The organism is Streptomyces cyaneofuscatus (assembly GCF_042718795.1).
GTDB lineage: Bacteria > Actinomycetota > Actinomycetes > Streptomycetales > Streptomycetaceae > Streptomyces > Streptomyces cyaneofuscatus_A.
This window is the reverse complement of sequence record NZ_JBHXOX010000011.1, coordinates 149332-161966: the sequence shown is the minus strand read 5'-3', so window position 1 is coordinate 161966 and position 12635 is coordinate 149332. Positions and strand designations below refer to the sequence as shown.

Genomic DNA, 12635 nt, shown 5'->3' with positions numbered 1-12635 from the left:
TGGGTGAGACACCCACCCTAATCGTTCCGGTGTCGCTTTCGACATAGGCAACCACCCCCAGCTTCGGATTCAGTCGGTTCTGCGCACCAACTCAACGAATTTCATCGATCTGGGGTTGCGAGACAGGCGAGTGCGGTGCAGAGTGGACGTGTGGCCAGTCGCAGCGCAGACTCCAGGACCGGGAACGGATCACCGCCAGCGGTCGATGCCGTCTCCCTCGCAATCATCGAGCAGCTCCAGGAGGACGGACGGCGTCCGTACGCCGCGATCGGCAAGGCCGTCGGCCTCTCCGAAGCGGCTGTGCGCCAGCGCGTCCAGAAGCTGCTCGACCAGGGCGTGATGCAGATCGTCGCCGTCACGGACCCGCTCACCGTGGGATTCCGGCGCCAGGCGATGGTCGGCATCAATGTCGAGGGCGACCTCGACCCGGTGGCCGAAGCCCTGTCGGCCATGGCCGAGTGCGAGTACGTGGTGATGACCGCGGGCTCCTTCGACCTGATGGTGGAGATCGTCTGCGAGGACGACGACCACCTGCTGGAGACGATCAACAAACGCATCCGGACCCTTCCCGGCGTGCGCTCCACCGAGAGCTTTGTTTACCTCAAGCTCAAGAAGCAGACCTATATGTGGGGAACCCGATAGCCGTGAGCAAGGACCTCAGCCGAACCGCGTACGACCACCTGTGGATGCACTTCACCCGCATGTCGGACTACGAGAACGCGCCCGTTCCCACCATCGTGCGTGGCGAGGGAACGTACATCTTCGACGACAAGGGCAAGCGCTACCTGGACGGTCTCTCCGGCCTGTTCGTGGTCAACGCCGGCCACGGTCGTCACGAGCTCGCCGAGACGGCGTACAAGCAGGGCCAGGAGCTCGCCTTCTTCCCGGTGTGGTCCTACGCCCACCCGAAGGCCGTCGAGCTGGCCGAGCGGCTCGCCGACTACGCCCCGGGCGACCTCAACAAGGTCTTCTTCACCACCGGTGGCGGCGAGGCCGTCGAGACCGCCTGGAAGCTGGCCAAGCAGTACTTCAAGCTCAAGGGCCAGCCGACCAAGTACAAGGTCATCTCGCGTGCGGTCGCCTACCACGGCACCCCGCAGGGCGCCCTGTCCATCACCGGCCTGCCCGCTCTGAAGGCCCCCTTCGAGCCGCTGGTCCCCGGCGCGCACAAGGTGCCGAACACCAACATCTACCGCGCCCCGCTCTTCGGCGACGACCCGGAGGCCTTCGGCCGCTGGGCAGCCGACCAGATCGAGCAGGAGATCCTCTTCGAGGGCCCCGAGACCGTCGCGGCCGTCTTCCTGGAGCCCGTGCAGAACGCGGGCGGCTGTTTCCCGCCGCCGCCCGGGTACTTCCAGCGGGTCCGCGAGATCTGCGACCAGTACGACGTGCTGCTCGTCTCGGACGAGGTCATCTGCGCCTTCGGCCGCCTCGGCACGATCTTCGCCTGCGACAAGTTCGGCTACGTACCGGACATGATCACCTGCGCGAAGGGCATGACCTCCGGCTACTCCCCGATCGGTGCCTGCATCGTCTCGGACAAGATCGCCGAGCCGTTCTACAAGGGCGACAACACCTTCCTGCACGGCTACACCTTCGGCGGCCACCCGGTCTCCGCGGCGGTCGGTCTCGCCAACCTGGACATCTTCGAGCGTGAGAACCTCACGCAGCACGTCCTGGACAACGAGAACGCCTTCCTCACCACGCTGCAGAAGCTGCACGACCTGCCGATCGTCGGCGACGTCCGCGGCAACGGCTTCTTCTACGGCATCGAGCTGGTGAAGGACAAGGCCACCAAGGAGACGTTCACCGACGAGGAGACCGAGCGCGTCCTGTACGGCTTCCTCTCCAAGGCCCTGTACGAGAACGGCCTGTACTGCCGGGCCGACGACCGCGGCGACCCGGTCGTCCAGCTCGCACCGCCGCTGATCTCGGACCAGTCGACGTTCGACGAGATCGAGGGCATTCTGCGGGCCGTGCTGACGGAGGCGTGGACGAAGCTCTGACCGTCACCACGCCCTCTGGATGATCATCATTCAGCGGTCATTTCATACGGTCCACCCGGCCCGGATGCGCCCTTTCGAGTGAGAAGGGGAGCGTCCGGGCCGCGTGCTGTGCGTACACCCCGGTCCGACTATCTACGGTGCCCAGTGACCGATCGGCCGCGTCCTCGTTCCCCCGTACGGGGGAACGGGAAAACTCATCCGAACCGAGGTGTACGCCATGGTGGCCCCGCCGGACAACGACGTGATCTGGGCGCGTTCCCTGCACCACTCCCACAACGGATCGCCCGGTCTCGGCGGTGTCTCCGTCTCCGTCCGCGACGCCGAGATCCTGGCCGTGACCGGCCCGCGCGGCAGCGGGAAGACGACGCTGCTGCACTGCCTGTCGGGCCGGCTGGTGCCCGAGCAGGGCGAGGTCTGGTTCAACAGCGTCCCCGTACACACGATGGCTCCCCGGGTGCGCGAGCAGCTACGGAGGGAACGGTTCGGCTGGATCGGCGCCGACCCGGAGCTCGTCCCCGAGCTGACCACCTGGGAGAACGCGGCGCTGCCGCTGCTGCTGCGCGGCGCCTCGCACCGGGCCGCGAAGAAGGCCGCCACGGAGTGGCTGGAGCGCCTGGACATCGCCGCCCTCGCCAGGAAGCGCCCGCACGCCCTCCTCCAGGCCGAACGCCAGCGGGTCTCCGTCGCCCGGGCCCTGTGCGGGCAGCCGACGGTGCTCTTCGCCGACGAGCCCACCGCGACCCTGCACCGGGCCGAGCGCTCCCAGCTCCTGCGCACCCTGACCGCCGCGGCCCGCTCGCACGGCATCACGGTGGTCCTGGCCACCCATGACGCCGAGGTCGCCGCCCTCGCCGACCGGACCGTGCCTCTGCTGGACGGCCGCCGCGTCGCCACCGTCGCCCTGCCCGGCGTCCCCGCCGATACGGAGGGCAGCGCGGCGTGCTCGCTCTCCGTCTGACCCGCGGTACGCATCCCCTCGTCCTGGTCCGGCGGCTGCTCGTCGCCGCCGCCTCCGCCGGTGTCGGCTTCCTCCTCCTGTGCTCGCTCGGGTACGCCTCCGCGCATCCCGCGTCCGCCGGTTCGGTGCTGCGGCTGCTGTGGTGCTTCGTTCCGCTCGCCGCCACCGTGATGTTCGCCGTGGCGGTGGCCCGCACAGATCCGAGCACACGGCCCCGGCCCGGTCTCTCCTCGATGGGCCTCGGCCCGGTGCGGCTCTCGGTGCTGGCGGCGGTCTCCACGGCCGTCTCCACCACGCTCGGCTCGATGGTGGCGCTGCTGTTCTTCCTGCATCTGCGGGGCGATCTGACCGGGATGCCGTTCGACGGCGGAGCGGCGGAGTTCCTCGGGGCGGGCACTCCGCTGCCGCTGGCGGCGGCGCTGATGCTGCTCGCCCTCGTCCCGATCCTCTCGGCGACGGCGAGCGCGGTGGCGCTGCGGTCGCGGCCCGACCCGGCGCGGGACACCTTCGGCTCCGAGGAGCTGCCGGAGCCCGCCCCCGCGCCGAGCGGCCTCCCGTGGGGTGTGGCGCTGGTGGCCCTGGGACTGGCGGTCGAGGCGTACGCGTCCCGGGGGGCGGCCGGGAGCGCGTTCCCGTTGCCCGGCCGGTTCGAGGCGACCCCGGTGGCGGTGCTGGCCGGCTGGACGCTGGCCGCGGCCGGCCTGGCCGTGGCCGGTCCCGGTCTGACGTATCTGTGCGGGCGGGCGCTCCAGGCGGTGCGCCCGGGTGCCGCACGGCTGCTGGCGGGCCGGGTCCTGATGGACGAGGCACGCCGGATCGGCCGCCCGCTGGGGATCGTCTGCGCCGTGTTCGCCGCGGTGATCGCCGCGTCGGCCCTGTACGGGGGCGACGAGCGCCCCTGGGGGCCGCTCACCGCGCTCGGTGCGGTGGTGGTCCTCGGCTGCACGGCGGCGACGCTGCTGACCTCGGCACTGGAGGCGAAGCAGGCCCGCGCCCACACCGCCGAGGCGCTGCTGCGGATGGGCGCCCCCGCCTCCGTACTCCGCGCCGCGACCGCACTGCGGGCTGCGGCTCTGCTGGCCTTGTTCGCCCCGCTGACCTGGGTGATCGCGGAGCTGGCGGCGCTGCCGCTGGCGAAGTAGGTCGCGGGGGGCTCGGGGGCCTTCAGGAGCGGGGCGGCTCAGGGATGGGTGGCGACGCGGGTGGCCAGCGCGTCGAAGAAGGCCTCCCAGCCGTCCTCGGCCGCCGCGTACTGCTCCGGTGTGAGGTTGCCGCCGCGCTGCTGGAAGGCCAGCTCGGTGGTTCCGTGGCCGAGGTCGGTGAAGGTGACGGTGATGGTCTCGCCCTCCGCCTCCTTCGGCGCGGAACCGTCCTTGAGCGTGAGGACGAGACCGTCGGGCTCGCTCACCTCGCGGTAGACCCCGTGGAACGGCATCTCGACACCGGGCATCACGATGACCAGGCTCCACGCCCCACCCGGCCGTACGTCCATCGACACCCGGTCCAGCGGGACCTCGGCCTCGCCGCCGTACCAGGCGGCGAAGTCCTCCGGTGACGTCCAGGCCGCGAAGACCCGCCGCTGCGGGGCGTTCAGCACGCGGGTGAGGTCGATGCCCTGGCGGGTGCCACCGTTCATGGTCGGGGTCCTCGTCTCGCGGTCGCCGGTCCGGGGGTCCGGTTCCCACCTTGCCCGCCCCGCCCGGTCCTGTCGCGCCGGTCAGCGGGGGTACGGTGCCGGGGCGGCAGGTGCGCGTACCCCTACTCCCCCGCCAGCACCACCGTCTCCGCCGCGTCGAACCGGACGCCCACCACCGCGCCCTCGTCCGGGGTGTCCCGCAGGGCGCATTCGGCCTCCAGCACCGGCGCGTTCTCGGGGGTCAGCCGCACGGTCACGTGGTTGCCGCGGAAGGTGCGGACGCCGACCGTGCAGCGCAGCCCGTCCTTCTCGGCCCCGATGAGCACTCCGGCGGGCCGCACCAGCAGGTCGACCTCGCCCTGGGGGGAGCCCTCGGGGACCGGCACCTTGCCCCAGGCGGTCGCGGCGGCCTGGCCGGTCACCGTCGCCGGGGTCACGTTGTCGAAGCCGAGGAAGCGGGCGACGAACGCGGAGGCGGGGTGCTGCCACACGTCCAGCGGGCTGCCCTCCTGGGCGATCCGGCCGTCCCGCATCACCACCACCCGGTCGGCGAGCGCGAACGCCTCGCCCTGGTCGTGGGTGACGGCGAGCACCGTCGTACCCAGCTCCTGGAACAGGGTGCGCAGTTCGATGACGAGCCGTTCGCGCAGGCTGCGGTCGAGCTGGCCGAGGGGTTCGTCCAGCATCAGGAGCTTGGGGCGCGGGGCGAGGGCGCGGGCCAGGGCGACGCGCTGCTGCTCCCCGCCGGAGAGGGCGGCGACCGCGCGGCGTCCGGCGCCGGAAAGGCCCACCAGGTCGAGGAGTTCGCAAACCCGGCGCTCGGACTCCGCCCGCCCCGTGCCGTGCATCCGCAGCCCGAAGGCGACGTTGGCGCCGACATCGCGATGCGGGAAGAGCTGGTGGTCCTGGAACATCAGGCCGAGGCCGCGCCGGTGCACCGGGACGCCCGCCTGGTCCTGCCCGGCCAGCAGCACCCGGCCGCCGTCCATCGGCTGGAGCCCGGCGACGGCCCGGAGCAGGGTGGACTTCCCGCTGCCGCTGGGGCCGAGCACACAGACGATGCGGTGGTCTGCGACCTCCAGGTCGACCGCGTCGAGGGCCGTCCGCTTCCCGAACCGTACGGTGGCTGCCTGCAGGCTCAGCATGGTGGTCAGAACTCCCCGGATCGGTCGGTACGGATGCGTTCGAGGAGCAGCAGCGACACTGCGCACACGAGCATCAGAATCGTGCTGAGGGCCATCGCCTGCCCGTAGTTGAGCTCCCCGGACCGGCCCAGCAGCCGGGCGACCGCGACCGGCAGGGTCGGGTTGTCGGGCCGGGCGATGAAGACGGTGGCGCCGAACTCCCCGAGCGACACGGCGAACGCGAAGCCCGCCGCGACCAGCACCGCGCGCCGCACCAGCGGCAGATCGACCTCGCGCCAGGCTCGCAGCGGCGAGGCTCCGAGCACGGCGGCCGCCTCGCGCAGCCGGTCGTCCACCGCGCGGAGCACGGGGAGCATGGTCCGTACGACGAAGGGGACGCCCACCAGCGCCTGGGCCAGCGGGACCAGGATCCAGGAGGTGCGCAGGTCGAGCGGCGGCTTGTCGAGGGTGATGAGGAAGCCGAAGCCGACGGTGACGGCGGAGACCCCGAGCGGCAGCATGAGCAGCGCGTCGAAGCCGCGTACGAGCCGTCCCGCCCGCCGGGTCAGGGCCGCCGCCGCGAGACCGCCGACGACGAGGGCGATGAGGGTGGCGACGAACGCGTACTGGAGGGAGTTGCCGACCGCCTCCAGCGGCGGTACGAGGAAGGTGGAGCCACTGCCGCCGGCCGACTGGAGGGCCTCGTAGTAGCCGAGGCCGTACCCCTCCGGCCCGTCGAACGACCGCTCCACCAGCACCCCGAGCGGCAGCAGGATCAGCAGCAGCGCGGTGAGCAGCACCCCGCCGAGCAGCGCCCACTGCCCGGCGCCGTGCGGCCGGCGGGAGGTCTGCGCGGGGTCGACGAGCTTCAGCGCCCGCTCCCGGCGGCGTACGGTCGCGGCGTGCAGGGCGAGGATCGCGCCGACCGCCACGAACTGGACCATGGTCAGCACGGCGGCCGTCGGCAGGTCGAGGAGCTGGGCGGTCTGGCGGTAGACCTCCACCTCCAGGGTGGAGTAGGCGGGCCCGCCGAGGATCTGCACGACACCGAAAGAGGTGAACGTGAAGAGGAAGACCATCAGCGCGGCTGCCGCCACCGCAGGGCCGAGCGCGGGCAGCGTCACCCGCCGCCAGGCGGCGAACCGTCCGGCGCCGAGCACCCGGGCGGCCTCCTCCTGGCGCGGGTCGAGCTGCGACCAGAGACCGCCCACCGTCCGGACGACCACCGCGTAGTTGAAGAAGACGTGCGCGAGCAGGATCGCCCACACCGTGGTGTCCAGCCGTACGCCCCACAGCTCGTCGAGGAAGCCGCCGCGCCCGAGCAGGGCCAGGAACGCGGTACCGACGACGACGGTGGGCAGCACGAACGGCACGGTGACGACCGCGCGCAGCACCTGCTTCCCGGGGAAGTCGAAGCGGGCGAAGACGTACGCGCCGGGCAGGGCGATCAGCAGGGTGAGCGCGGTGGAGGCGAGCGCCTGCCAGGTGGTGAACCAGAGGACGTCCAGGATGTCCGGGCGGGACAGCACGTCGCCGATCCGCCCGAACTGCCAGCCGCCGTCCGTCTTCAGCCCGCGCCCGACGATCGCGGAGACGGGGTAGGCGAAGAAGACGGCGAAGAACGCGACGGGCACGGCCATCAGGCCGAGCCGCACCACCGCTCCACGCCGCCCGCCTCCGGGCCGTCCGCCGCCGGACCATCCGCCGCCGGACCGGGGCCCGGCGACGGACTCGGCGGCCTTGACCGGGCCGTCTACTTCACGGCGATCGAGTGCCACGCCTGGACCCACTGCTCACGGTTGGCGGCGATCTTCTCCGGGGCCACGGTGGCCGGCTTGTCGACGGTCTCGCCGAACTCGGTGAAGATCTCCGGCAGCTTCGCGTCCGTCACGACCGGGTTGACGAACATGTTCAGCGGCACGTCCTCCTGGAACGTCTTGCTGATCAGGAAGTCGAGTAGCGCCTTGCCGCCCGCCTCGTTCTTCGCGCCCTTCAGCAGCCCGGCGTACTCGGTCTGCCGGAAGCAGGTCCCGGTGGAGACGCCGGTGGGGGCCTCCTTCGGCTGCGGGTCGGCGTAGAGGACCTCGACGGGCGGGCTGGAGGCGTAGCTGACGACGAGCGGCCGGTCCGCCTTGGCCTTCTTGCCGCCCGCGGAGCCCGAGAACTCCTCGTTGTAGGCCTGCTCCCAGCCGTCGACGACCTTGACGCCGTTGGCCTTGAGCTTCTTCCAGTAGTCCTGGTAGCCGTCCTCGCCCTGCGAGGCGATGGTGCCGAGGAGGAAGCCGAGGCCGGGCGAGGAGTTCGCCGCGTTCTCGGTGACGAGGAGGTTCTTGTACGCGGGCTTCAGCAGGTCCTCGAAGGTCTGCGGCGGCGCGAGCTTCTTGTCGGCGAAGTACTTCTTGTCGTAGTTGACGCAGATGTCACCGGTGTCGACGGGCGTGACGCGGTGCTGGTCGTCCTGCTCGGTGCCCTTCGCGACCCGGTCCAGGCCCTTGGCCTCGTACGCGGTGAAGAGGCCGTTGTCGAGGGCGCGGGAGAGCAGGGTGTTGTCGACGCCGAAGAAGACGTCGCCGCGCGGGGAGCCCTTGGTCAGGATCTCCTGGTTGAGGGCGGCACCGGCGTCACCGCTCTTGAGAAGCTCGACGGTGTAGCCGCTCTCCTTGGTGAACTGCTTCAGTACGTCTTCGGAGGCGTTGAAGGAGTCGTGGGTGACCAGAGTGACGGTCTTGGATCCGCTGCCCTTGGACGCACCGGATCCGGCCGAGGTGTCGTCGCCGGAGTCGCCGCAGCCCGCGAGGACGGTGACGCCGAGCGCCGCGGCGAGCGCGGTGGCGGCGTACTTCTTGGTGGTGTTCATGTGATTCCTCCTGGAGGTGACCAGGAAGAGACGCGGCCCTGCCCGCCCCCGGAGACGCAACAGACGTACCGGAAGCGGGCAGGGCGCAACAGCTTGAGTAAGGTCCGAACTTCCTACCCGGAATGACCCGGGCGAGGTTCAGAGGGTCTGCGGCCAACCTGTCCTTGGTGCCGCACTCTCAGCGCTGTGGCGCTCCCCTGTCGGAATATGAAGTTGATTTCGCGCCCAGGCTACACCGGCGGATTTCAGCCGGGTTGGCCAAGGTCACCAGCGCCTCAGCGCTCGGAGGCCGCAAGCTGCCCGCAGGCCCCGTCGATCTCCTGGCCGCGGGTGTCCCGGACGGTGACGGGCACACCGTGGGCCGCGATGGCCTCGACGAACGCCTTCTCGTCCTCGGGGCGTGAGGCGGTCCACTTGGAGCCGGGCGTCGGGTTCAGCGGGATCAGGTTGACGTGCACCCGCTTGCCCTTGAGCAGCCGGCCGAGGAGGTCGCCGCGCCAGGCCTGGTCGTTGATGTCCCGGATGAGGGCGTACTCGATGGAGATGCGGCGGCCGGACTTCTCCGCGTACTCCCAGGCGGCGTCCAGCACCTCGCGGACGTTCCACCGGGTGTTGACCGGGACGAGGGTGTCGCGCAGCTCGTCGTCCGGGGCGTGCAGCGAGACGGCGAGGCGGCACTTGAAGCCCTCGTCGGAGAAGCGCAGCATCGCCGGGACGAGCCCGACCGTGGAGACGGTGATCCCGCGCTGGGAGAGGCCGAGGCCGTCCGGCTCGGGGTCGGTGAGCCGGCGGATCGCTCCGACGACACGGTTGTAGTTGGCGAGCGGCTCGCCCATACCCATGAAGACGATGTTGGAGAGCCTGGCCGGACCGCCGGGGACTTCGCCGTCACGCAGGGCACGCATGCCGTCGACGATCTGGTGCACGATCTCGGCGGTCGACAGGTTGCGGTCGAGCCCGGCCTGCCCGGTAGCGCAGAACGGGCAGTTCATCCCGCAGCCGGCCTGGGAGGAGATGCACATCGTGACGCGCTCGGGGTAGCGCATCAGGACGGACTCGACGAGCGTCCCGTCGTGCAGCTTCCACAGCGTCTTACGGGTGGTGTCGTCGTCACAGCTGATGTGGCGGACCACGGACATCAGGTCGGGGAACAGCGCCTCGGCGAGCTTCTCCCGGGACCCGGCGGGGATGTTGGTCCACTGCTCCGGGTCGTGCGCGTACCGCGCGAAGTAGTGCTGCGAGAGCTGCTGGGCGCGGAACGGCTTCTCGCCGGTCGCGGCGACCGCTTCCTTGCGCTCGGCGGGCGTGAGGTCGGCGAGGTGCCGCGGCGGCTTCTTGGCTCCGCGGGGCGCGACGAAAGTGAGTTCTCCGGGCTTAGGCATGGTTCATCCAGTGTCGCAGACAGACGGGTGAGGGCCCGCCGCCCTGTGGACAACGGACCCTCACTCGAAGAACGTGCAGGTGGGACGTGGTGCCTAGCGGTTCATCCGGAGCCGACGAACAGCACCAGCAGCAGCCAGAACACCGGCGCGGTCGGCAGCAGCGAGTCCAGCCGGTCCATGATGCCGCCGTGGCCGGGGAGCAGGGTTCCCATGTCCTTGATCCCGAGGTCCCGCTTGATCATGGACTCGCCCAGGTCACCGAGGGTGGCGCTGACGGCGACCGCGAGACCGAGCAGCAGACCCTGCCACCAGGCGCCGCCGTCGATCAGGAACTCCATGCACAGCGCGCCGGTGACCATCGCGAAGGCCACGGCACCGAGCAGGCCCTCGCGGGTCTTGCCGGGGCTGATGCGGGGGGCGAGCTTGTGGGTGCCGTAGCGCCAGCCGACCGCGTACGCCCCGGTGTCGCTGACCACCGTGAGGACGAGGAAGACGAGGACCCGCCAGTGCCCGTCGTCCGCCGTCAGCATCAGGGCGACGAAGGTGGCCAGGAACGGGACGTAGAACGCGGCGAAGACGCCCGCCGTGACGTCCTTGAGGTAACCCTCCGGCGGCTCGGTCATCCGCCAGACCAGCACCGCCAGGGCGGTCAGGGCCATGGCGACCCAGGCGCCCTCCGCCCCGCGTGCGTAGCCGGCGACGACCATCGCGGCCCCACCGACGGCCAGCGGGATCAGGGGCGCCTTGATGCCCTTCTGCTCCTGGAGGCGGGAGGTGAGCTCCCAGAGGCCGACGACGACGGCGAGCGCGACCACGCCGACGAAGACGGCCTTCACGATGAACAGCGAGGCGACGATGACGGCGCCGAGCCCCACGCCGACCCCTATGGCGGCGCGCAGATCACGCCCCGCACGCTTCTTCTGCGGCGGGGACGGCAGCGGGGTGGACATGGGCTCCTGCGGCATCTCGTCACGGAACAGGGGGCCGCCGACGTGCGCGGCGTCCCCATCCCGGTTGGCGCGGCTCTGTGCGTCTCTACCTGCGTCGGGGACGTCCGGCACGTTGGGCATGGGCCGAGTCTGCTGGGCTTCATGCGCATCGTAGGCGGGACCCGCCGGGGCGACCCCCATCTCGGGGGCACCCCGGTGACCGGCTCCCTGCGGTGCACCCCAGGAAGAGTCGTTCATCAGACTTCGAGCAGCTCGGCTTCCTTGTGCTTGAGCAGCTCGTCCACCTGCGCGACGTACTTCGCGGTGGTGTCGTCGAGCTCCTTCTCGGCGCGGCGCACCTCGTCCTCGCCGGACTCCTTGTCCTTGACGAGCTTGTCGAGGGCCTCCTTGGCCTTGCGGCGGATGGAGCGGATCGAGATCTTGGAGTCCTCGGCCTTGGTCTTGGCGACCTTGATGTACTCCTTGCGGCGGTCCTGGGTGAGCTCGGGGAAGGTCACCCGGATGATGTTTCCGTCGTTGCTCGGGTTGACGCCGAGGTCGGAGTCGCGGATCGCCTGCTCGATGTTGCGCAGCGCGGTCTTGTCGAACGGCGTCACGACGGCCATCCGCGGCTCGGGAACCGAGAACGAGGCGAGTTGGTTGATCGGGGTCAGCGCGCCGTAGTAGTCCGCGACGATCTTGTTGAACATCGCCGGGTGCGCACGGCCGGTACGGATCGCGGCGAAGTCCTCTTTCGCGACGACGACGGCCTTCTCCATCTTCTCCTCGGCCTCGAGGAGGATTTCTTCGATCACCACGTGCTCCTGCGTGTCTTGAGCGGGCCCGTCACCGACGGGCCCTGCGGGTCCTGCGTCGCGTCCTCACCTGCACGGTGTCCGACCGGCAGGCCGTTGTCCATCCTGGGGGGCCGTCAGGCCCGGGTGCTCTGATCGCTGACGAGCGAGCCGATCTTCTCACCCTTGACCGCGCGGGCGATATTGCCCTCGACGGTCAGCTCGAAGACGAGGATCGGGAGCTTGTTGTCGCGGCAGAGCGTGATGGCGGTGGCGTCGGCGACCTTCAGGTCGCGCGTGATCACCTCGCCGTACTCCAGCGCGTCGAACTTCACCGCGTCGGGGTTGGTCTTCGGGTCGGAGTCGTAGACCCCGTCCACGCCGTTCTTCCCCATGAGCAGCGCCTCGGCATCGATCTCCAGGGCGCGCTGGGCGGCGGTGGTGTCGGTGGAGAAGTACGGCATGCCCATGCCGGCGCCGAAGATGACGACGCGCCCCTTCTCCAGGTGCCGCACGGCCCGGAGGGGGATGTACGGCTCGGCGACCTGGCCCATGGTGATGGCGGTCTGGACGCGCGAGTCGATGCCCTCCTTCTCCAGGAAGTCCTGGAGCGCCAGGCAGTTCATGACGGTGCCGAGCATGCCCATGTAGTCGGACCGGGCCCGGTCCATGCCGCGCTGCTGGAGCTCGGCCCCGCGGAAGAAGTTGCCTCCCCCGATGACCACCGCGATCTGGGCGCCGTCGCGTACGACGGCGGCGATCTCGCGGGCGATGGTGTGCACGACGTCGGGGTCGACGCCCAGACCGCCGCCACCGGCGAAAGCCTCACCGGAGAGCTTCAGCATGAAGCGCCCGGAACCCTTGTCGTCGTCGCGCTTGTCGTCGGCCTGAATGGCGTCCGCGCCCTTGTCCATGGAAATTCTCCTCGTGCACATACGAAGAAGGCCAT

General features: G+C 70.5%; 12 protein-coding genes. 4 read left to right on the top strand and 8 right to left on the bottom strand.

What is annotated here, in order from left to right:
- Positions 1-150: 150 nt before the first annotated feature.
- The 4 genes from ACFWRT_RS15235 to ACFWRT_RS15220 all read left to right on the top strand — a co-directional run bounded on the left by ACFWRT_RS15235 (position 151) and on the right by ACFWRT_RS15220 (position 4106).
- Positions 151-642, top strand: coding sequence for an Lrp/AsnC family transcriptional regulator (locus ACFWRT_RS15235; RefSeq protein WP_012378816.1), 492 nt, complete (start codon positions 151-153; stop codon positions 640-642).
- Positions 627-2006 (top strand): aspartate aminotransferase family protein, encoded by a 1380-nt coding sequence (locus ACFWRT_RS15230; protein WP_380951866.1) that lies wholly within the window; start codon positions 627-629, stop codon positions 2004-2006. The genes ACFWRT_RS15235 and ACFWRT_RS15230 overlap by 16 nt, the downstream gene beginning before the upstream one ends.
- A 217-nt stretch (positions 2007-2223) precedes the next feature.
- Positions 2224-2964 carry an ABC transporter ATP-binding protein gene (locus ACFWRT_RS15225; protein WP_026241009.1) on the top strand — a complete coding sequence of 247 codons (741 nt, stop codon included), beginning with the start codon at positions 2224-2226 and terminating at the stop codon, positions 2962-2964.
- Positions 2946-4106: a hypothetical protein gene (locus ACFWRT_RS15220; protein WP_380951868.1), complete on the top strand. Its 1161-nt coding sequence runs from the start codon at positions 2946-2948 to the stop codon at positions 4104-4106. The genes ACFWRT_RS15225 and ACFWRT_RS15220 overlap by 19 nt, the downstream gene beginning before the upstream one ends.
- Before the next feature lie 38 nt (positions 4107-4144).
- On the opposite strand, the gene ACFWRT_RS15215 is transcribed toward ACFWRT_RS15220, so the two are convergent.
- The 8 genes from ACFWRT_RS15215 to pyrH all read right to left on the bottom strand — a co-directional run bounded on the left by ACFWRT_RS15215 (position 4145) and on the right by pyrH (position 12600).
- The gene (locus ACFWRT_RS15215; RefSeq protein ID WP_380951869.1) at positions 4145-4600 is read right to left on the bottom strand and encodes an SRPBCC family protein; all 456 of its coding nucleotides are present in this window, start codon (positions 4598-4600) and stop codon (positions 4145-4147) included.
- Positions 4601-4722: 122 nt separating this feature from the next.
- Positions 4723-5745, bottom strand: a complete 1023-nt coding sequence (locus ACFWRT_RS15210; RefSeq protein ID WP_380951870.1) for an ABC transporter ATP-binding protein — start codon at positions 5743-5745, stop codon at positions 4723-4725.
- A 5-nt stretch (positions 5746-5750) separates the two neighbouring features.
- Positions 5751-7364, bottom strand: a complete 1614-nt coding sequence (locus ACFWRT_RS15205; RefSeq protein WP_380951894.1) for an ABC transporter permease — start codon at positions 7362-7364, stop codon at positions 5751-5753.
- 113 nt (positions 7365-7477) lie between these two features.
- A complete protein-coding gene (locus ACFWRT_RS15200) occupies positions 7478-8581 on the bottom strand; it encodes a thiamine ABC transporter substrate-binding protein (RefSeq protein WP_380951872.1) in 1104 nt (367 codons plus the stop codon).
- Positions 8582-8856: 275 nt separating this feature from the next.
- Complete coding sequence (gene rlmN / locus ACFWRT_RS15195; protein WP_030569530.1) at positions 8857-9963, bottom strand: dual-specificity RNA methyltransferase RlmN; 1107 nt, start codon at positions 9961-9963, stop codon at positions 8857-8859.
- 101 nt (positions 9964-10064) lie between these two features.
- On the bottom strand, positions 10065-11150 hold the full coding sequence (locus ACFWRT_RS15190; RefSeq protein ID WP_380951873.1) for a phosphatidate cytidylyltransferase: 1086 nt from the start codon (positions 11148-11150) through the stop codon (positions 10065-10067).
- Complete coding sequence (gene frr, locus ACFWRT_RS15185) at positions 11150-11707, bottom strand: ribosome recycling factor (RefSeq protein ID WP_018509617.1); 558 nt, start codon at positions 11705-11707, stop codon at positions 11150-11152. The genes ACFWRT_RS15190 and frr overlap by 1 nt, the downstream gene beginning before the upstream one ends.
- Positions 11708-11823: 116 nt before the next feature.
- The gene (gene pyrH / locus ACFWRT_RS15180) at positions 11824-12600 is read right to left on the bottom strand and encodes a UMP kinase (protein ID WP_015611768.1); all 777 of its coding nucleotides are present in this window, start codon (positions 12598-12600) and stop codon (positions 11824-11826) included.
- Between the last annotated feature and the right edge of the window lie 35 nt (positions 12601-12635).

Excerpts from the sequence above, each read along its gene's own strand:
- ACFWRT_RS15225 (WP_026241009.1), top strand. The coding sequence starts at position 2,224 with ATGGTGGCCCCGCCGGACAACGACGTGATCTGGGCGCGTTCCCTGCAC.
- ACFWRT_RS15215 (WP_380951869.1), bottom strand. The coding sequence starts at position 4,600 with ATGAACGGTGGCACCCGCCAGGGCATCGACCTCACCCGCGTGCTGAAC.
- ACFWRT_RS15210 (WP_380951870.1), bottom strand. The coding sequence starts at position 5,745 with ATGCTGAGCCTGCAGGCAGCCACCGTACGGTTCGGGAAGCGGACGGCC.
- ACFWRT_RS15205 (WP_380951894.1), bottom strand. The coding sequence starts at position 7,364 with ATGGCCGTGCCCGTCGCGTTCTTCGCCGTCTTCTTCGCCTACCCCGTC.
- ACFWRT_RS15200 (WP_380951872.1), bottom strand. The coding sequence starts at position 8,581 with ATGAACACCACCAAGAAGTACGCCGCCACCGCGCTCGCCGCGGCGCTC.
- rlmN (WP_030569530.1), bottom strand. The coding sequence starts at position 9,963 with ATGCCTAAGCCCGGAGAACTCACTTTCGTCGCGCCCCGCGGAGCCAAG.
- ACFWRT_RS15190 (WP_380951873.1), bottom strand. The coding sequence starts at position 11,150 with ATGAACGACTCTTCCTGGGGTGCACCGCAGGGAGCCGGTCACCGGGGT.
- pyrH (WP_015611768.1), bottom strand. The coding sequence starts at position 12,600 with ATGGACAAGGGCGCGGACGCCATTCAGGCCGACGACAAGCGCGACGAC.